Origin of the sequence: Pseudomonas sp. GL93 (genome assembly GCF_003408955.1) — a bacterium.
Lineage (GTDB): Bacteria > Pseudomonadota > Gammaproteobacteria > Pseudomonadales > Pseudomonadaceae > Aquipseudomonas > Aquipseudomonas paracarnis.
This window is the reverse complement of sequence record NZ_NKRF01000096.1, coordinates 1-19,244: the sequence shown is the minus strand read 5'-3', so window position 1 is coordinate 19,244 and position 19,244 is coordinate 1. Positions and strand designations below refer to the sequence as shown.

The 19,244-nt window shown below is 60.8% G+C and carries 15 protein-coding genes and 1 pseudogene; 2 read left to right on the top strand and 14 right to left on the bottom strand.

The genetic code is table 11. The features are described 5' to 3' along the window. Window positions 1-18: 18 nt before the first annotated feature. The 3 genes from CER19_RS22310 to CER19_RS22300 form a co-directional block, all read right to left on the bottom strand. Window positions 19-1,422, bottom strand: coding sequence for a PLP-dependent aminotransferase family protein (locus CER19_RS22310; RefSeq protein ID WP_116668007.1), 1,404 nt, complete (start codon window positions 1,420-1,422; stop codon window positions 19-21). Between the two features lie 36 nt (window positions 1,423-1,458). After that, window positions 1,459-2,883, bottom strand: a complete 1,425-nt coding sequence (locus tag CER19_RS22305; RefSeq protein ID WP_178088119.1) for a hypothetical protein — start codon at window positions 2,881-2,883, stop codon at window positions 1,459-1,461. 704 nt (window positions 2,884-3,587) lie between these two features. Then, the gene (locus CER19_RS22300; protein ID WP_116668005.1) at window positions 3,588-4,610 is read right to left on the bottom strand and encodes a zinc-dependent alcohol dehydrogenase family protein; all 1,023 of its coding nucleotides are present in this window, start codon (window positions 4,608-4,610) and stop codon (window positions 3,588-3,590) included. A 268-nt stretch (window positions 4,611-4,878) separates the two neighbouring features. On the opposite strand from CER19_RS22300, the gene CER19_RS22295 reads away from it, so the two are divergent. Together CER19_RS22295 and CER19_RS29195 are read left to right on the top strand one after the other, a co-directional pair. Next, the gene (locus CER19_RS22295) at window positions 4,879-5,793 is read left to right on the top strand and encodes a LysR family transcriptional regulator (protein WP_116668004.1); all 915 of its coding nucleotides are present in this window, start codon (window positions 4,879-4,881) and stop codon (window positions 5,791-5,793) included. 101 nt (window positions 5,794-5,894) lie between these two features. Continuing rightward, window positions 5,895-6,132: pseudogene (locus CER19_RS29195) on the top strand (integrase); the annotation flags it as partial. 60 nt (window positions 6,133-6,192) lie between these two features. On the opposite strand, the gene CER19_RS22285 reads toward CER19_RS29195, so the two are convergent. The 11 genes from CER19_RS22285 to CER19_RS22235 all read right to left on the bottom strand — a co-directional run. Continuing rightward, complete coding sequence (locus CER19_RS22285) at window positions 6,193-6,924, bottom strand: type VI secretion system ImpA family N-terminal domain-containing protein (RefSeq protein WP_165861664.1); 732 nt, start codon at window positions 6,922-6,924, stop codon at window positions 6,193-6,195. 17 nt (window positions 6,925-6,941) lie between these two features. Then, window positions 6,942-7,382, bottom strand: a complete 441-nt coding sequence (tssE, locus tag CER19_RS22280; RefSeq protein ID WP_078820978.1) for a type VI secretion system baseplate subunit TssE — start codon at window positions 7,380-7,382, stop codon at window positions 6,942-6,944. 3 nt (window positions 7,383-7,385) lie between these two features. Continuing rightward, complete coding sequence (gene tssJ, locus CER19_RS22275; RefSeq protein ID WP_065944078.1) at window positions 7,386-7,922, bottom strand: type VI secretion system lipoprotein TssJ; 537 nt, start codon at window positions 7,920-7,922, stop codon at window positions 7,386-7,388. Then, window positions 7,903-9,000: a type VI secretion system baseplate subunit TssG gene (gene tssG / locus CER19_RS22270; RefSeq protein WP_116668002.1), complete on the bottom strand. Its 1,098-nt coding sequence runs from the start codon at window positions 8,998-9,000 to the stop codon at window positions 7,903-7,905. The genes tssJ and tssG overlap by 20 nt, the downstream gene beginning before the upstream one ends. After that, the gene (tssF, locus tag CER19_RS22265; protein WP_116668001.1) at window positions 8,964-10,733 is read right to left on the bottom strand and encodes a type VI secretion system baseplate subunit TssF; all 1,770 of its coding nucleotides are present in this window, start codon (window positions 10,731-10,733) and stop codon (window positions 8,964-8,966) included. Before tssF ends, tssG begins: the two co-directional genes overlap by 37 nt. Before the next feature lie 24 nt (window positions 10,734-10,757). Then, window positions 10,758-12,344, bottom strand: coding sequence for a type VI secretion system protein TssA (tssA, locus tag CER19_RS22260; RefSeq protein ID WP_116668000.1), 1,587 nt, complete (start codon window positions 12,342-12,344; stop codon window positions 10,758-10,760). Beyond that, complete coding sequence (locus CER19_RS22255; RefSeq protein ID WP_116667999.1) at window positions 12,341-15,721, bottom strand: ImcF-related family protein; 3,381 nt, start codon at window positions 15,719-15,721, stop codon at window positions 12,341-12,343. The genes tssA and CER19_RS22255 overlap by 4 nt, the downstream gene beginning before the upstream one ends. A gap of 10 nt (window positions 15,722-15,731) precedes the next feature. Next, window positions 15,732-16,871 (bottom strand): hypothetical protein, encoded by a 1,140-nt coding sequence (locus tag CER19_RS22250; RefSeq protein ID WP_305955565.1) that lies wholly within the window; start codon window positions 16,869-16,871, stop codon window positions 15,732-15,734. Between the two features lie 95 nt (window positions 16,872-16,966). Next, window positions 16,967-17,230, bottom strand: a complete 264-nt coding sequence (locus tag CER19_RS22245; protein ID WP_116667997.1) for a PAAR domain-containing protein — start codon at window positions 17,228-17,230, stop codon at window positions 16,967-16,969. Window positions 17,231-17,381: 151 nt separating this feature from the next. After that, window positions 17,382-18,662: a DUF6396 domain-containing protein gene (locus CER19_RS22240; RefSeq protein ID WP_116667996.1), complete on the bottom strand. Its 1,281-nt coding sequence runs from the start codon at window positions 18,660-18,662 to the stop codon at window positions 17,382-17,384. Beyond that, window positions 18,662-19,244: phospholipase D-like domain-containing protein (locus tag CER19_RS22235; RefSeq protein WP_371921557.1), on the bottom strand; the 583-nt coding region annotated here is incomplete at its 5' end. The genes CER19_RS22235 and CER19_RS22240, both read right to left, overlap by 1 nt.

Genomic DNA, 19,244 nt, shown 5'->3' with positions numbered 1-19,244 from the left:
TCGCGAGCAAGCTCGCTCCTACTCAGTCTGCGCCTGCTGTAGTGACTGCGCCAACGTATTCAGGGCGATGTCCAGGTTGGGATGGCCGCTGAAGGTATGACTCAAGCGCATATGCTGATGATGTAAACCACTGAGGCTGAACAGCTCGCCGGGGGCAATCACCACCTGCTGGGCGAGCATGCGCTGAAACACCAGGCGCATGTCCACCGGCGCCGTCGACTGCAACCAGAAACTCGCCCCAGCCACGGGCATCCGGTAGTGCACGCGCCCTTGCATACGCGCATCCAAGCGGTGACTCATGGCGTGCGCCTGCTCATGGAGGCGCTGGCGCAACGTCTGCAGGTGCTGGTCGAACCGACCGCTTTCGTACAGCCGGGCAATGGCGCGTTGTCGGATAGCGGACAGTCGAAACGAACGCAGTAAGAATTGGCGCTGCAATTCACTGCTCATCTGCCGTGTCAGCAGGTAACCAAAGGGAGCCTCCGGGCCCAACACCTTTTCGAACGAAGAAAATACGATCAGCCGTTCTGGGTTGACCAGGCTGCGCAAGGCCGGACCGGGCGGCGCAAAGCTCACGTCACCAAAGGTATCGTTCTCCAGCAACCAACAGCCGTGCTGGTCGAGCAGACGCGCTACGTGCAGCCGCTCGGGCTCGGTCATGGCGTTACCCGAGGGCATGCTGACCACGGATGAGAGCAGCACCAGGTGCACCGGCTCATGGCGCAGCAGGTGCTCAAAAGTGGCCAAATCGGGGCGACCGTCGGCGCGCCAGGGCCATTCAATGACCCGCACGCCAGCAGCCTGTAGCAGGCGCAACACCAGGTAATCGCAGGGAGATTCAACCACCACCACGGTGCCTTTAAGGCCCAGGGCATCAATCAAGATGTCTAGTACGCCTTGAAGGTCGGCCCCCACATACACCTCATCCGCTTGCCAGCAACGGGTGGGCGACGAGGTATAGCGTGCGGCCAAGGCCGCGCGCAACTCCCACACACCGCAGGGTTGCGAAGGTTGCAGGTGATGGGGATACCGGCGTACCAGTTGACGCTCCAGCGCCAGCAACGCGCCATCCAGCGACCCCAACAGCGCCGGCTCATCGCCACTGAGCACCACCATCGCCGGGCGCCGGGCGGCCGTGTACAAACGCTCGAGCAAGTCTGTACCCGCCATAAGGGGCGCGTTTGCAGCCACGGGCCAGGCGAAGTAGCCGGACTTGGCCACCGAGTACACTCGCCCTTCCTTTTCCAGCAACGAATAGGCGTACTGAATCGTCGAGATCGACACATTCATGCGCGTCGATAACTGCCGCAGGGAAGGCAGTTTCACCGGCGTTTCCCGGCTGACTTCGTTGATCAGGTTGATCATGTAGCGGTACACCGCCTGATAGGCAAAGTCTGCTTGCCGCTCCCCCCGAAGATTCATCGTTGATCACCGGCTTTCATTGGCCAATACACGCTGCTAACGCCCCGATGCTTGGGCGACGCGCGCCTCGGGCCGCGCGAAAGCTTGTTTGCGCGCCCGCATGCCACGTTCGCCTAACAGCGGGCGCTTGCGATAAAGGTGCTGCAACAGCGGCAGCGGCAACCCACTGGTATCCACCAGCCATTGATGCAGGATGTCCGATGCGGGTTTGCCCTGCAGTGCCTTGTGCAGTTCAGGGAGTGCCACCAGCATGCCGGGATGGCATTGACGCAAGAAACTCTCCAACCGTTCGCCATGCTGAACGAAGGGTGCAAACAACAGGCAGGTCAATTGGCTGTCGTCCAAACCGGAGAACTCCTGGATGTATGCGGTGGACAACAGCTGCCCTTCTCGCCCGGACGCTTCTTTGATCAGCGCGACCGGTACTTGTCTGCGATGCAGGTAGTCACCGGCCTGTCGAACAAATCCTGCGACGCCATGTTCGTAGGAAAGCTCACGCAAGCATTGGGCCTGCACGCCGTGCAAATGCGCCATGAGCAATGGGTTGGGATAGGCGGGATGGCTGAAATGGAACTCGAACGGGTCCCGCTTGTGGGCGAGGAACCCGGTGAGCAGTGGCGCATGGGCGACGTCGGCGTCTTTGAGCAGGTCGGCGATGCCGATATAGGCCAAATGACGATGCCCGCCCCGGCCCGGACTTTCGTTGCCGACATAGTGCTCGCCATAGAGGTCGCGGTAGCAACCCACGCTCCATTCCTCCATGCGTGCAAACCACCCATTGAGCGACGATGGCTTGGCGGGCGCAAATGCAAGGCCGGTCGCCAGCGCACTTTTTTTCAGCCACGCGATGTATTGGCTTTGCTTGCGCGCTGAATCACCGCTGACCAAGGCGTGCACGCCGCCGTTCCAGGTAGCGACCCGCTGATAGAAATCGCCCAGGGCCAGGAGCGTGTCATCGCACAGGGCGGCGCGGATATCGCCGGACGTCAGGTGCCCGATCATCAGCTTGTTACGCTGGCTGATTTCCCGAGCGGCACTGGACGCCGGGCGCTGATGGTTGAACGGCAGCACCTCATGATTTTCCACCATCAACAGCTCGATGCGGGGGTCGTCATGGAAGAACAGCGCTGCGTAACTTTGATTCAGAGAGTCGAGCGTTGCCTGAGTCATACCCGCATGCCGCAATGTTGCCACCCGTATCTGAAAAGTCTTGGGCGAGCGTCCGGCGATGGTCAGTTGCGCCGCACGCAGCAACGCGAGGGTGTAGCTACTCACTTCGCCGCCACCGTGGGCGATCAGTACTTTGTAATTGCCCACTTGTTCCATGCCGCCTGCGGCCACCACGATTCGCTGAACGAGCAATTGAAGTGACGTTCGCTCGGCGCGCGTAAAGTGCCCGATTAAACGTTGCAGAACTTGCTGGTAAACATAGCTCATGGCTTGTTCATGAATAGTGCTCATCGTTCTACTACCTGAGTTGAAATATCAGTTTCAAGCAACTACCAAACAGGATTGCTCGACCTATTACATCTGTAGGCTTGTCATCCATTGCGCAGCACAAGTTGGAGTCAACATTAGCACCTTGCAACAAAAGCGCAGGTGAGAGCATTGAGGGCGCCCATGGCCGCCCCGCTGGTGAATCCAGCGTCTGCGCGGCCTCCAGCGAAATAGCTGTTAGCCTTAGGAATATTCCGACAACGTCCTACACTGTTTTAACTAAGAAATCAGAGAAGCATCCGACGAATATCAATCATCTGCACACCCTGGCTCCGTGCAAATCAATAGCGTATTCGTTTTGCACTTTCCTGGAGAAACAATCCGAGCTTTGTTAGTTCTGAGGGTGCGTAACGCAACTGTCGTGCAATCAATCATGGCTCAATCCTTGAGATGACAATGAAGGCTCAATTATCGGCACTCAAATAATGATTAACAGATACAGAACAGCGTCAAAAAGCAGTTCAGATGACCTGCCAGCACAACTTAAATGACGCCCACACAGGAGCGCCGCACTGGATTTCAGGGCGGCGCGAGGCAATAACGGTATTGTTTACGGGGCGCAGCGCCCCTGCGGCGGCTCAACCCGTTGCGGGTTAAGCCCTGTCAAATGGCGCATTTGCCTCATCAGCTCAGGCGCCGGAGTATTCATTTGCGAATACTCCTACAGCTCAAACAGCTTCAACCTGCAACGCCACCCGTTCGCGACACGGGCATTCATCCATGTATCGGTGTGCTTCGACGAACTGACTGAACGGAAATACCGTGGTTTTCAGTGGGACAAGCACACGGTCGGCTGTCAGCTGGTTGATATCGCGCAACGCGCGCTGCAACGCCACCTGGTCCTGGATAATTCCCAGCTCCGGCTTGCCGGTGAAGTTGCCGATACAGTGCACAAAGAACTGAATGTTCTTCTGGAACGCTGCACAGGCCGGGAATGGCGTCTGGTTGCCACCTTGCAGGCCATACAGCACCAGGCTGCCACGCGGTGCCAGGACGTCACCGAGCAGCGACATCTGCGGGCCACCCAGGCCATCGAACACCACGTCGACGCCACGGTTGTCGGTGAACTTGTTGATCTGCATCAGCAGGTCTTGTTCTTCGGTAACGATGACTTTTTCCGCCCCGAGGGACAGCAGGTATTCGCGCTCAGCGCTGTCTTTGGTGGCGGCAATCACCCGCACACCCAGGGCCTTGCCCAGTTGCACAAACGACGGACCGGAACAGTGGCTGGCATCGGTCACCAAAGCGAACTGGCCGGGCTTGACCCGCGCCAGGTCCATGTAGGCAAAGTATGCAATCAGCAGTGGCGTGTAGTGCACGCTGGCTTCAATCGGACTCAAGACATCCGGATAACGGGTCAGGGCCGAACGGGGCAAGACGATCTGCTCGCCATACACCGGGTAATCATTAGGGCTCTCGGCCGGAAAACTGGCCACCTTATCGCCCACCGCCAAGTCATCCACGCCGTCGCCGAGGGCAACCACAACCCCGGCCATCTCATGGCCCAGGCCAGAAGGCAGGCGTGCATGGGAAGACGCCAGGTTCTGGCGCCACAGAATGTCGTACCAACTGATGCCGATCGCGTCGACACGCACCTGCACTTCGCCCGGTGCGGGCTGCGCGGCCGCATGCTCTTCGCATTTGAGCACCTCGGCCGGACCAAACTTGTGAAAACGGATCGTGCGGGACATCGCAAACCTCGTCAAAGTAACCTCTAATGCCATGAACTTTATCTGGGCTTTGGGGGTAAGACCACCGGTCACCATTAATAGTCGACATGCCTGTCATTGATTCCGCGAAGGAGGAACACACCTCAACTATCGTAGGAAAAATCAATTAGCCGGTGCAGAGTACCAGCCTTTCCCCGTAAGATTCATGCCGGTCATCCTTCTGAATCGAACCTCAGGGGTTGCTACGTGACCGCTCACATCAAGTTTGCTGACTCTTCCAGGACACAAGATGAACCGTAACGACCTGCGTCGTGTCGACCTTAACCTCTTGATCGTATTCGAAACCTTGATGCATGAGCGCAGTGTGACCCGCGCCGCCGAGAAATTGTTCCTCGGCCAGCCGGCCATCAGCGCAGCGTTGTCACGCCTGCGCGGGTTGTTCGATGACCCCCTGTTCGTGCGCACCGGGCGCAGCATGGAACCCTCGGCCCGCGCCGTGGAAATCTTCGCCCTGCTCTCCCCGGCCCTGGACTCGATCTCCACCGCCGTCAGCCGCGCCGCCGAATTCGACCCGGCCACCAGCACCGCAGTGTTTCGCATTGGCCTGTCCGACGACGTGGAATTCGCCCTGCTCCCGCAGCTGCTCAAGCGCCTGCGTTCCGAAGCCCCCGGCATTGTGCTGGTGGTACGCCGCGTCAATTACATCCTGATGCCAAGCCTGCTGGCCTCCGGTGAAATCTCCATCGGCGTCAGCTACACCGCCGACCTGCCCGCCAACGCCAAGCGCAAGGTCCTGCGCCGCAGCCTGCCCAAACTGCTGCGCGCCGACAGCGTGCCCGGCTCGCTGAGCCTGGATGACTTCTGCTCGCGGCCCCACGCCTTGGTGTCATTTGCGGGCGACCTGAGCGGGTTTATTGATGAAGAGCTGGAGAAACTCGACCGCAAACGCCACGTAGTACTGGCCGTGCCGCAGTTCAACGGGCTGGGCACATTGCTGGCGGGCACTGACATTCTGGCCACTGTGCCAGATTATGCGGCGGAAGCGTTGACCTCGGCGGGGGGGGTGCGTGCCGAAGCCCCGCCGTTGCCGGTGCGCTCGTTTGAGCTGCATATGGCGTGGCGGGGGTCGCAGGATAATGATCCGGGGGAGCGGTGGTTGAGGTCGCGGATTCAGATGTTTTTTGGGGATCCGGATAGCCTGTAATGGAATTCCACTAAATCCCATAAAACCGTTTCATAACAATAAGTTATTGGTTACTTCAGTCCATCGACGTCTGTCTAAATCCAACGGTTGCGCCGTCAGTAGGCAAAGGCTGGGTGTTCGTCTCTCCGGTCTATCCGGGACGTCCCATAAACCCGACCTCTATGCTCTAGTCCTTTCAGCGCATCTGGCCGGGGTACAACATTACGGCCCATGGCTTTCGCGCCCTACCGGACCATTGCACACGAGCATTTGGGTATAGATCCTATCGTGCTTGAACTGTCTTTATCCCACCGAATGCCGGGTGCGCTCGTGGCAATGTACGCACGGGCTCAATTGCTCTTGACGGTGTACTTGTTTATTACGGGGTTCAAACACGAAAAGAAGAACGGTGGATACCGGCTATATCCACCACCAGCCCCCACACGTCAGGGCAATGACCGCGCCCACTCCCAGCAGCCACCAGTACAGGGTGCGCTTACGCACTTGCGCACCCGCAGGCAGGCATTCAGGTGGCCCCTCAGGCGACGGTTCAATTGGCACAATCACCACGGGCACTGACGGCGGCAACGCCGGCGTTGGGCTGGTGACCGACGATCGCCCATCCGGCTCGGTACGACGCGCCAAGCGCTGCATCAATCCACCGAGCTGCTGACGTAACGCTTGCAGCATGACCGGAGGCTCATGCCTCTGGCTAACCAACAGCCTTGCCAGCCCCTCCAGCTTTTTGTCCATGTTGGCCAGAGCGGCTAATGCCGAGCGTGGGATTTCCAGGCTGCGCAGTACCCGCTGCCATTGGCCGAACAACCAACCCAATATATCCAGGCGTGCCGACACCTTGGGAGGCCACACACTACCGTCTGCGCGGCACAAGGCATCGATCATCTCTACACCCTGGGCCATGCCTTCCAGCCCCCGCAGGTGACTGCAAGCCAGGGCAAAACAGGCGGTGGTTTGCAGGTCGGCGCCATTTTTTTCGAACAGGGCCAGGCTTAATTGCTCCACCTGGGCCCAGTCCACATCCGGACAGGCCGGATGCGTCAATTTGGCCAGCTCATTACGCAGCAAGGCAAACTCACGCAAGCCACTCGGGTCGCCGCCCACTCGCAGCGGTCTTTCCAATAACGCCGTCATTGCGCTTCCTTCAGGGTTCATGGGTTCGACAGATAGTTCTGCCGCCTCAGGTGGCGTACCAACACCTTGCCTTCGGGTGCCAGGGTGGCAGCAAAAGTTACCTGCTCACCCGCTTTGAGCTGCACGTCGAGAGCGTATTCCAGATGGCCAGGCACGGCTTGCGGCAGCAGCTCGATCTGCACCGCCGCCAAACGAGGCTCGTACTTGAGCAGCGTGTGCACCAGGGTGTTCATCAGCCCGTGCGCCGAAGCGGGCAAGCCTTGCAGGATCTGGCCCATGTCCGGCAAACCGTAATCCGGCAGGTGGCTCAACGAGCCCGCGCGGCTGTTGAGGATGCGTTGCAGGTTGTCCAGCACCGACAGGGTTTGCTGGTCTTCTTCGCGCACGCGATGCAGGTCCAGTTCACCGTCGAAATTCTGCAGGAGTATTTCGTAGAGCGAGGGGTTCAGCTCTCCCATGCGCTATTTCTCCACGGGTGTTTGCAGCGTCAATCGGTTGTTACCCAACTCGATCACCCGCGCCTGGTCCGGGTCCAAGTCTTCGCGGGACAGGGTGAGGCGCCAGGTGTTTTTGACGGTATCCGGGTTGCGAAATAACGCCACCACCGTGACAAACTTCGCGTCCTTATGCATGGGCATGTTCAGTTGCGCGCCCTCTCCGGGCTTCACTACCTGAGCTCGCTGGTCCAGCAGATCGGCACTCAACAGGTTGTCCGCATCGCTCAGCACGCGTTCATAAGTCGCCTTGTTGATCAGCGTGTCGTCACGCAACTGATACACACGCACGAGCGTGGGCACCGACAGGCCGCTCATGTCGGTCACGTCGGTGTTCATCGCCGCCCGGCCTGTGAAGTCCAGATGCAGGGTCGTCACTTGCTTGTAAAAGATCGACTGGGTCGTGGACACGGTGGCGTCCGTCACCTTCTGAGTCAGCCCACAGCCGCCCAGCAGTGCCCCGAGCACCGCCACTGTTACTGCATTAAAAACGGTACGCGACATGCTGTGCCTCTCTGAACTGGGGGTTACCTTGCAGGCCCTGATAGCGGCCCAGATTGATGGTGATGGTGTCGTCGGCGCCGACCTGCCAGGCCGTGCCGCCCAGGCCCAGCACGCCGGTCATGCCCAGCAGCACCGGTGGGCCGCCCAGCACGGGTTTGGGCAAGCTGCGCACCGGCAGCGACAACTGCAACTTCGCGGTGCAGCGCCAGCCCAGGTATACCCGCAATAACACCAGCAGGTCGGTGTACAACTGGCCTCCCGGCAGCCAACCGTGGGCTTCGTCCAGGTCTTCGGTGTACAGCGCCAGGTGCAACTGGCTGTTGGCATCAAAGCCGGCGCTACCCAGCGGCGTGCCCTGGGACAAGCCCACCGGGCGGCTGGAGGACAGACTCGCCGGCTGCGCCAACGGAATCTTGCGCGGCCAGTGCGGTGTCACCCTGGGTTGGGTATTGGGCGCCAACAGCTTGACCAGCGCGGTGATGCCTTCGGCGTTGCGCGTGGGCAGGCGCATCACGCCCAGCAGCGCCAAAAAGCGCGAGATCGGTGTGGCCACCTGTTGCGCCGTCCCGGGAATGCCCAGGCCCACCAGCCCCAGCAGGCACTGCGAAGTGGCGTCGCGGCCACCGCTTTCAAACGCCGCAGGGTAAGAGTACTTGCGCCAGATCCGGTAAAACTGGGTAAAGATCCGGTGATTGAAGATATCCAGAAACGCCTCCAGGGCTTCATGGCCTTCGCGGCGTTGGGCGATGTCATCCAGGAAGCTGGTGGGCATCGGCGAATCAACGCCGTACAGCCCCAGCAGGCGCGTGCGCACCGTGGCCGGGCGCTCGGGATGGTACTCATCGGTTTCGATGGCCCGCAGCTCTCCGGCGGGAAAGCCCATGCCGGGGTCGGGGCGAAAGCGCACCGGGTCATCCGCCGGGTGGGCGGTGCTGCCCAACAAGGGGTGACCGGGCAACGCCTGTTCCAGCAACTGGCAGAACCGGTACAGGTTGGCCTCCGCGACCCGCCCGCCCAGTGCGTCCAGCAGACCGGAGGCTTTCAGCCGGGAATACGCTGACTGTGGTTCTCGTTCCATCGCAGGCACTTTCCAGTAGGTTGCAGGATCAGCGTGAGCTGGTTGAATAAATGAATGTCGGCATACAGGCCAAAGAAGCGGTGGAGCATTTCACCGAACAGGCTGATATCGCCCTCCCCCGAAAACCCGTTGGCATCCAGGGTGACTTCGATGTCTACGCCGCGCAGTAAAAAGCCCTTTTCGAAGCGCTGAACCAGATGGTGGCGAACATCGACAATCGCCTCCAGGCGACGACGGTTCAACTCGCTGCCGGTCCAGTCGTACAGCGCCAGCGTGCCACGCAGCACCTCGGCACTGTCGAGCATCGGCAGGAAGTTGGAGCCCAGGTGGCTGAGTACCCGCCAATGGAAACGATCCCGGTTGGGCGGGTACTGCGGCAGGCTCGGCGCACACAGGTTGCGCACCCGCAGACCGGCCTGGGTCGATTGCACGGCGGTGTCGAGCAAGGTGCTTTGCAATGCTTTGCGCGGCAACAGGCCGTTGGTGCCGGTCAGGCGCAGGGACAGGCTTTCGGTGGTGTTCAAACGGTCCGCGTCGAAGCCCTCGCCCCCCAGGATCAGCCAGGTGTCGTGCAGGCCCTTGGCCGAGCGCTTCAAGCGGGTGTGGAAGTAGCGCTCCGGCGCGTCGTCGCGCAGCATCCCGCCCTTGTGGCGGAAGCTGGTGAACGGCACATAGTCGTGGCGTTCGGCGTTTTTCGACGAGGTGACCCGGTCGACCGAATAGATCTCTGTATGGCCGTCCTGCAAGCGCATCGGCCGCAGCAGGTAGTCAGTCTGCAACGGCGCCAGGGTCAAGGGGTCGGCCTCCAGCGGGAACAGGTTGATCACCGGCACCGCATGCAGGCGAATGTGCTCGTGATTGACGCTGAATTCGTGGGGCCAGGCCTCGCGCAGCACCACGTCCAGTTCGAACCAGGGCGTGCCGGCAGCCAACTCAAGGCGCTCCAGCCCGCACAGGGTCACGAACATGAACTTTTCGCGGAAGGTGAAATATTCCAGTAGCAACTGATAACCACTGAAGGCGCTGTCCCCCTTGGGCCACAGGCGATCCTCATCGGCAAAGCCCTTGGGCGCAAAATGCGCCTGCAGCGCCTGGCGCTCGGTTTGCCCTGGCAGGCGCGCATACACCGCCTGGGTGTTCAAGGTCAGCGCCTGATGCAAGGCGCTGGCCAGTGGCGCGTCGGCATTGAGGTACAGCGGCAGGCGGCTCAGGGCGATCTCGCCCCAGTCGGTCAAGGCGCCGCAGGCAAAGCGCAGGCGCAACACCGAGCGGCCGTCCGGCTCGTAGGCCAGGCGCACCTGCTCCAGCGCCAAAGGTTGCAGGGTCAGCGCCTGGGTGGTGGTGTAGCAGCAGCGCGTCACTTGTGCGCCGATAGGTTGGGACAGCACCTCGAAGCCCTTCGCGATCGGTTCGCTGTGCTTCATTTGCTTGAGGTCTGGCGCCAGCTCGATGATCGACAGCGACGGAATAGTGCGCAAGTAATGCGGCCACAGCAGGCTGACCAGCCCCTCGGTCAGCTCCGGCAAGTCATCGTCGAGCTTTTCGCGCAGGCGCCCCATCAGGAACGCGAAGCCCTCGAACAGGCGCTCTACATAAGGGTCCTGGGCGCCGGGTTTATCCAGGTTGAGTTGCGCCGCCCGGTCGGGAAACGCCTGCGCGAACTCCTTGCCGGCTTCGCGCAGGTAGCGCATCTCGGCGTCAAAGTAACGCAGTGTCAAATTATCCATGCTCACACATACACTCCCGCTCAATAAGGGTTAGCCGCACAGCACGGCGGCGCGTACCGGGTCGATCGTCACCAGCGCCGCCAGCAACGCTTCGGTGCGCCGGGCCAGGCCGGGTTTGTCGGCATCGTTGCGTTGCGCTTTCAAACGCAGCAGCTTGAGCAGACGCGCCTTGACCTCAAAATTCAGTTCCGGCTCCCAGGTCGCCAGGCCATGCTGCTGCGCGGTGACGTCCAGCTCTCCCAGCAAATGCATCGCCAGCTCGCTCTTGCCGTATTGCTCGGCAACCCGTGCCATCAACAGCCGCAACAGCCAGCGTGGGCGCCCGCTCTGCGCGCCCGGACGTGCCGCCAGCCAGGCCAGCGCCGCCTCTACGCCATCACTGTCGGCCTGGGCCACCGCTTCGCTTTCCAGCGAAAGGATGTCGGCGTCGGCCGAGGTCAGCACCGCCCGTGGCGCGGGCAGCCATTGTTGTGGGCGATTGCCGCTGACGTGCTGGGTGATCCAGTCACGGGTGGTCTCGTCGGCGAAGGGTGTGCCGTCGCTCCAGTGCAGCAACTCCAGGCCCGGCAAACGCTCAAGGAACATGCCCAGGTCACGCTTGACGATGTCCGCCCAACTGTCCTGCGGCGCCGGTTGCTTGCTCAGCGCCTGGTAGAGATACCACTGCAAATCCAGCCAGAAATGGTTCACGCCCTCGGCGTACATGCGCTCGATCTGGTCGAGCAGTTCCGACCAGCCCTGTTGCAGGTACAGGCGCTTGAGCTGCGCGCGATAATCGCCACGCGGCGGGGCCAGGCGCGTGGTGCCACTGGCCTCCTCCGGCGGCGCCTGATGCACGGTGTCCCAGCGCAGGCTTTTCATCAGCCGGTGCGCCGCCAGCCACCCCTGGGGTTGCTCGCGCAGATAACCGGCCAGCGACCGGCCTCCGTCCAGCAGGTCGCGCCCGGACTTGATCGCCGTAACACTCGGCGCCGTTGCATGCGCGTTGGTCTCATGGCTGGCGCTGTGTTGCGGCACCAGCGCGTCCACCCCGCCGGACTGCGCCAGCCGCGCCGACAGCGCGTCATACAGCGCCCCCAGCGCCGGGCGCTGATCCGTCGGCCACGCCTGCAGCCCCTGCTCCAGCCAGGCCAGCGCCGCCACCGTGCGCTCGGCCTCACTGCGCACCACCTCCGGGTACAGCGACAGGCTGTCCAACACCTTGCCACTGGCCAGCCACTCCAGGGCCATCTTGCGGGTGTTGGGCCGCGTCGGCAGCACCTCGGCGGCATAGCGCTCCACCAGTGCAGCCAACAACGTCAGACCATCCGCCAACCCGGCCTCACCGTCTTTTTGCAGGCGCGCCCACAGGTAATAGGTGGCCACGCGCAAATCCTTGCAGGTGTGCTCCAGCAGTTTCTGCGCCCACTGCACCACCTGCTCGGCATCGGCGCCGGAGAGCTTGTTGACCTCTTCGCGCATACGCTGGAAGTCGTCGTCGTAACCGGGGTCGTGGCCGGCGGGCGCGTCGCTGCTGATCGGTTGCAACCACGCCTGCCAGGGCCCGGCCTGCTGACGGGCCAGGGCCACGGCGTCACGTTCGCCCAGGCATTGGGTGACCAGGGTGTGCAGGCTCATTCAAGGCCCCCGTTGTGTGCTGTGGCCGTGGTGCTTTCGCTGAGAAAAATCTGCTGCGGCAAGGTGAAGTTGCGCAGCGCCAGCAACGCCAGCGGCCCGGTGCTCATTTCGGTGCGCAGGTTCCAGGTCAGGTCCAGGCCATCCGGGGCCTTGAGTACCATGCGAAAGCGGCTGTCGCCGTCGTCCAGCGGTGTGAGGGTGGCTTTTTCCAGCAGGCGGATCAGGCCCCAGGTGCCCTCGAAATCACCGAACAGGCGCTCGCCGCTCTGTACGCTGGTCCAGCTCAAGCTCGCCCCCGGGTCGTCGCTGAAACCCGGCCAGTTGAAGCGCTGCCACGCCTGGCGCTGGTTGAAGTACTGGTGCTCTTCGCCATTGAGGATGAAGTTGGTCTGCACCACATTGCGCGACGGCCTCCCCTGCAATTCGAAGCTCATGCCCATACCGCCGTCGGTGTACATCACATCAGCCAATTGGCTGAGCTGGTTGATCGCCGCCAGAAATTGCGGGTTGAAGCGCAGCCCCTGGCTATGGCGCGGGTCGGCCACCCAGCGGCTGCCTTCCTTGCGCAGCACGCCGCCCAGTTGGTTCTGCAAAAACTGCTCGATGCGCCCGGAGTCGGCGCGGATCATCTGCCCCAGCATCGGCAGCGAGGCGTCGCTGGTGGTGTTGGCGAACGGATAACGCCCGGCGAACGCCCCCTGCCAGTCGGTGACAATCGCCCGCCGCCATTGGTTGTTGAGCCCTGCCGCCGAAGGTTGCAGCACCCGCTGCCAGGCTTGCGCCAGCGGCTGCACAAACAGCGTCTGGCCGACCACGCCCCACTCCGCGCCGAGGCTGGCGGCGATCAGGCTGCCGTAGGACTGGGTGTCGGTAAGGTCCACACTCTTGCCCTGGAACACCGTCTGCGCCAGGGCCTGGGTCATTTCCCGTGGGTCGGAGGCGCTGCTCACTTGTTGCAGTTTCAGGCGCACCCGCGTCACCCGGGTGAGGAAGGCTTGCAAGCTCAGGCGCTCGCTGTCGGCCTGGCCTTCGGTGTCTTTGCCAAGCAACGTCAGCAACGGCCCGAAGGTGCCGTCCAACGGACTGCGCGGCCCCTGGCTCTGTTGGTCGATCAACGGCACCTTGTCCTGGTCGAGCAAGTCTTTTGCCGACTTCATCAGCGAGTCGGCCAAGGCTTGCGTGCGCGTGCCGGCCTGGCCCTGGTAAGCCAAGGTGTTCATCAGCGCGATCAGTGGCGACTGGCGCACATCGGTCATCAGAGTAAGTTGGTCGATCACATCGCCCATGCCCTCGGCCTTACGCCAGCGCAGGCTGTTGAGAAAATCCAGCCAGGCACTGGCGTAGTCCTGGAAGTAACGCTCGGTGAGTTGCTCCTTGAGCATCTGCGGGGTCAGCTCGCTGGCGATGTCGGTCTGACTGTCGCTGAGCACCCAGTCGATCTCCTCGCGGCGTGCTTCGGCGATCTCATCGATGGCCTGGCGCACCTGGCCTTCCCATGCCTGCCGGGTAAAGACGCCCGGGACGCTGGCGGTGGTGGCAAACAGCGCCGAGGCATCGGTTTCACCGACCATGCTGTGCAAGCTCAAAGCCGGGTATTGATTGGCCGCGACGTCGAGCACCTTGCGGTACAGCGTGGCCTGCGCATTACGCTGGCCCAACTGGCTGAGCAACACCTGACGGGCCTGGGCCACCAACGCCGGGTCGGCCTTGATCGCCCACGCCGGGTGCGCCGCCAACTGCTCGCCATAAAAGCCCCACAGGCCCGGCGACAACCCTTGCCAAAGCCCATTTGTCACGCCGTTGCGCGTCGGCTCGGCGTTGCCCAGGGCCTTGCGCAAAAAGGTCGCGTCAGCCTTTTGCGGCCGGGCCAGCATCAGGTAAGCCTTTAGATTTTCATAAGCTCCTGGCGCCTGCGCGGCGCGCTGTTCGCTACCGGGTGGCAAGGCGATAAACGCCTTGAGCCGGCCTTGCAGGTTGGCCACCACCGGGTCGCGCATCAGGCGATTATTGGCCTGCACGTAATGCGGCCACATCGCTGCCAGCAGGTTCTGGTTCTGCTCCAGGCCGAAGCGCTGATACCACGGCACCCCGTTTTTAGCACGGTAATCCAGACGCGCCAGTTCACGGGTCAGATCGTTGAGCGCGGTCAACTGCGCGTCGCCGCTACCGGGCTGCTGCAATGCCGCCACCGAACGCTCGACCTCGCCAATCTGCACGCGGTTAGTCACGAACGACAACAACAACCCCGCGCCCCACATCAGCGCCAGGCCCAACACCAACGCATACCCGACGCGCACCACACCCCAGCCCAAACGCCGAGCCGTTCGGTTATCGTCGAGCACACCCTGCCACGGGGTGGGCGCGGACCAGTCGTGGGTTTTTGAAGCAGACGTTACCGGCGCCATCGGCAAGCTGAACCACAGCCCCCGCAACGGCACGCCCCGGGCAAAATCCGGCGCCAGCGGCTCCAGCACCTGCCGCCAACGGGCGATCACCTTGACCTGCAAATCCCGCGACAACCGCAGCAGAAAATCATGGGCCAACGTCTCATTCATCTGCCCCAGGCCTGTGCGGCGTAATGGCGTGAGCAACTCGGTCAACTGCTCCTGCAGTTCCTGCGCACTGAAACGCTCGGGCAATACACAGCCCACCGGTTGCACCGCACGGCCGGTTTGCTCCCAGGTGCTGGCGCACACCTGCCACAGGTACAAGGGCAACTGCCAACCTACGTGATGCGCCAAGCGTTTTAACTGACGCACGCCGGTGGCCATCGCGGCGGCGTCGGCGGCTTGGGTGTTGTCCAAGGCCCAGATTACGCCATCCAGGGAGCGCCAGCGGCTCAGGCCGGACCAGTGTGCGGTGAAGGTTTGCTCCAGGGATTCGTGGGCGTTGCCGCCCCATAGTAGGACGGTGCCCTGGCCTTCCAGCCAGTGGCGGGTGGTGAGGTTGGGAGCGATGGCGTTGACGGTGTCGGGGTCGCCGATGAGGAGAAGGAGGCGGACTTTTTGGCGCCAGAGGGGGCCGTAGTGCTCGCGCAAGTGCCGTCTGATCGAGTGAGTACGCTCTTTTAAGGAAGCATCACCGACGCCTTCACGACCCGCCTGTGCAGGCCGAGGAAGATCATCCGCCTGCTGTGCTTCTTGGCGGCTATACGCTGAACGCCCCAAATGATTGCCCAATGAATAATAGGCACCCAGAAGCGCCATCAGTACCAAGGTCGTGACGCCTACAACCCACAAACTGATAGTTTGCTGAGCGCTGCCAGCCTGAAGCCCCAGTGCGTTTGGGTAAAGCCAAACCAATCCAGCCAGTACTGCTCCAATCAGCATAAGTACGCCGGCCACAATCCACATCCCTATTGAACGTCGTAACTGCATTCGAAAATTCCTATTGCGAGAGCGACGGCAGCGGTGTCAACACCGTGCTCCAGAGCCCCGTACCCACACAGTCGCTCCCGCTGAAAATGAACTGCGGCCCAGCGCCGCAATGAATGGACTGCGCCGCCAAGGCCATCGCCAGCCACGGCGACGCTTTGCCCGGGTTCCCCAGCAAGGCGTCCAGGTTGTAAAACCCTTCGTTGGGCTTCGCCGGAAGCGGCACTTCAGCCAACACGGCGGCCAACGTAGCGTCATGCGATGCATCAACCCCTGCTCGCCATGTTTGCTCGATTGATTGCGCAGTCAGAGGCACCCAGTCCAAGGCCTGATGCGCGGCGTAACACAGTGCATCGTTGGACGGTTCGCGCTCCTGCTCCGGGCGATGCAGGTAGGCCATTGGGGGTAATAGGGTTTGGGTCAGACGATTGCCAAACAGTAATCCCACCGCCGCTTCAGCCGTGTTTTCAGGTTGTTGCACGGCAAACCGTAAGGCCACCACCAACAACAACGCCTGATCACCAATGCGGTAATCAAGCCACTGATCCACAGCCTCCAAGCCACCGCGCTCAATAGGCGTTGTCCGTTGGCGGATACCGGATTTATTCCACGCCTGCTGCCACACCTGCTGCCATACGTTTTCCGGCAAGGCACTGTCGACTTCCAGCGAGAGCGCTAACGGCTGATTGTCGGGTAGCTGTTCCAGAATTGGCGCTAAATCGGCAAGCAGTTGCGCCAATATGCGTAGCAGCGTTACCTCAGGCACTTCATGCTTATCAGCGGCGATACGGCTATGCCGTGACACCGTCCCTTGCTTGGACGCTTGAGCCTTTAGCGCCTTGTCCCCGCTCAATGCGAAATCCAACTGCGTCGTTGATAGCGCATCATGCGCTCGCCAAGCCGTGTTCACACTGACCCCCAATACCTGTTGAACACGGCGTCCGCGCCGGACTTTTTCAACCAAATCCTCTTCACGGGCCTTATCCCACCCATCCGCCACCTGTTGCTGGCCGAGATACAGCAAGGCACGCCCAAAACCCAGCAGGCACCACCCCAGCAGCGGCCCGCCCAGGGCAAGCCCCCAAAAGCGTAACGGTTGTTGACGCAACGCTTCTGTGCCGAACAAAAACGTCCCCGCCACACCCAGCAGCAAAAGCAGCAGCGGCACTACCGCTAGCCAAAGCCACCGCCTCGGTCGTACCGGGCGTGGCGCCAGAGCAGGCACCTGATCCAATTTGACCGGCATCGCTAGCTCGCGCTCGCTTCAGGCAATGATGAAATAAGAAGGCAACCGCAAGCACAGCGATGCCCGTGAAACGCGACGGGAAGGCCGTTGTCGCGAAGCGTTGGATGCCCCTCGGCGATTACCGTACGGCCATGGCCAGGGAGAGGGCAGATCACTGGGTCGCCCTGTCGCGCTACGCCAATACCTCTGAAGATCATGACAATGGAGCCCGATTGAACGGTGCCACCGCCGGTTGTTTTGTCGCCGATGCGGATGATGTTTTTCATGTTTAATGGCCCCTCTTGGTGGCAACGCGATACAACTGTTTGATTTAAACATTGACCGCCGTGCCTGAAGCAGAACGTCACTCTCGGCGGATCGCGTCAGAATCGTTTCGTGCACACAAATAAATGCCAGCTCCGCCTTAAAACAGATGCCTCATCCGAGCAGCCCCCACTCCACCGCTTCATCGCGCAAGGTGATCTTTTCGGAGAGCGGCCAAGGGCGTGGGTAAGTGCGCTCGACTTGATGTACTGGCATGGTCTCGCCCTGTTCAAAGTGGCGAATGACTTCCTTCCACCTAATCGCAAGGTCGTTGGGCCAGATGATTTTCCAGTAACCCGTTTCAGGGCAGGTCTCACCGCTGTAGCAGATACGCACAGGGAAATTGGCTTGGCTGAAAGCTGGTGAACCGGGCATTGGTTTGCCGGTGGCGGGGTCGAGCACCATGGCTTTGGCCAGTTGGTTGATCAGTGCCTCGGTGGGCTTGGGCGGTGGGACATTGGCCAAGCGGGCTTCCAGCCATTGCAGCTTGCCGTCCCAGGCGGGGAGTTTGGCCGGGGGTAAGGGGAGGATATCGTTGATTTCGGGGACTTTGGGGTCGGCGTAGGAGTAGTCCGCTAGCAGACTCCAGATTTTTTCATAGCGTTCAGCTCGTTCTAGATCTTCCTGCTGGCTAAGGTAATGTAACGCGTTAGTGGATGGCGGGTTACGAAAGCCCTTGCTTAAAAAGGAAGCCGAAATGCTATTACCGGCAGCTACTCCCAATTGAAATGCTTCAAGCGCTTCTTGATACTGCATCTTGTTTTTAAGATTGACGCCCAGATCAACAGCTGCCTCGCCATGACCTTGTTCGGCTGCGCAGCGACGCATCTGTAGGGCAACGCCCGGCGCCATATCACTTGGCGCCAGTTTTTCGCCTACCGCATATTGGGCTTGAGCACTACCCACATCCGCCGCCTGGCGATAGTAACGCAGCGACATTTCCGGATCCTGCTTCAGGCCAGCAGATCCATGTTGCAAGAAAATCCCAATGAAGTAGTAACCCGTCGCTACTTTTGCCTCGATCAATTGCTGACTCAAGCGCAAATGTTCTTCCCCTCGCAGCTTAAAAAAACCACGCATCGTGCCATTCTGTAAGTTGATATTAGCCTTGTAATGACCATTCTCAGCGGCGATGCGATACAAGCGTTCAATCTCAACATCGACCGTTTTGTCTTGCTTGAGTTGGTTATTTTTCTGCAACCAACGGGCGTACTGGAATAACACGTCGCTTTCAGCGGATGGGGCTGGAATTGTTTCGTGTACACAGGTGAAAGCCAACTTGGCATTAATTTCGTTTAGCTGACTCAAAGGCGCCTCCTTTGTGGGCAAAGTTAAAGCACTGCCAGTACCGCATGCAGCCAGCAACAGGCTCGATAGCAAGAGAGTCAAGCGCATCAGTCGAGGTCCTTCAGGATTTTTTCGCCGTAATAAAATTCGACAAGGGAGGCGCAAGGAACCCCGTTTTTTTTATCAGCTTGAAGATCTTTGTTTTGCCTCATGATTTCATTCCAAGCATCGAACGCCTTCTTCGGATCATCCTGCGCCCCCATCTCCTTCGTATGAAGATTCCATAACCGCCTCCGCAACGCCTGCGTAACCTCCGCCCACTCATGAGCAATATTCAACTCACTGTCCACCATCATGCTGCGGGTGTTGATATTCGCCGAGCCATGAGTGGTGAACACGTCGTTCACAATCATCAACTTGGAATGGATATACACCGGCATCCACTCCTTGCCAGCCGGTGAGTCTGGTGCCACCAGCGAGCACAGGTGCACTTTCAGACCAGGCACTTCCCGTGGGCCAATCGTTGTGTCTTCTACCGCTTTGATTTGCTCATCACGTTGGGCCTGCCACTCCTTGAGTTCCCGTTGCCCAACGTGGTCATTCCGTTCAGGTTGTGGGCGCGCACGGGCATCCTTTTTTATCTGCTCGATGCGCAACAGCTTGGTCACTGCCGGAATCGTTTCGGCGCGC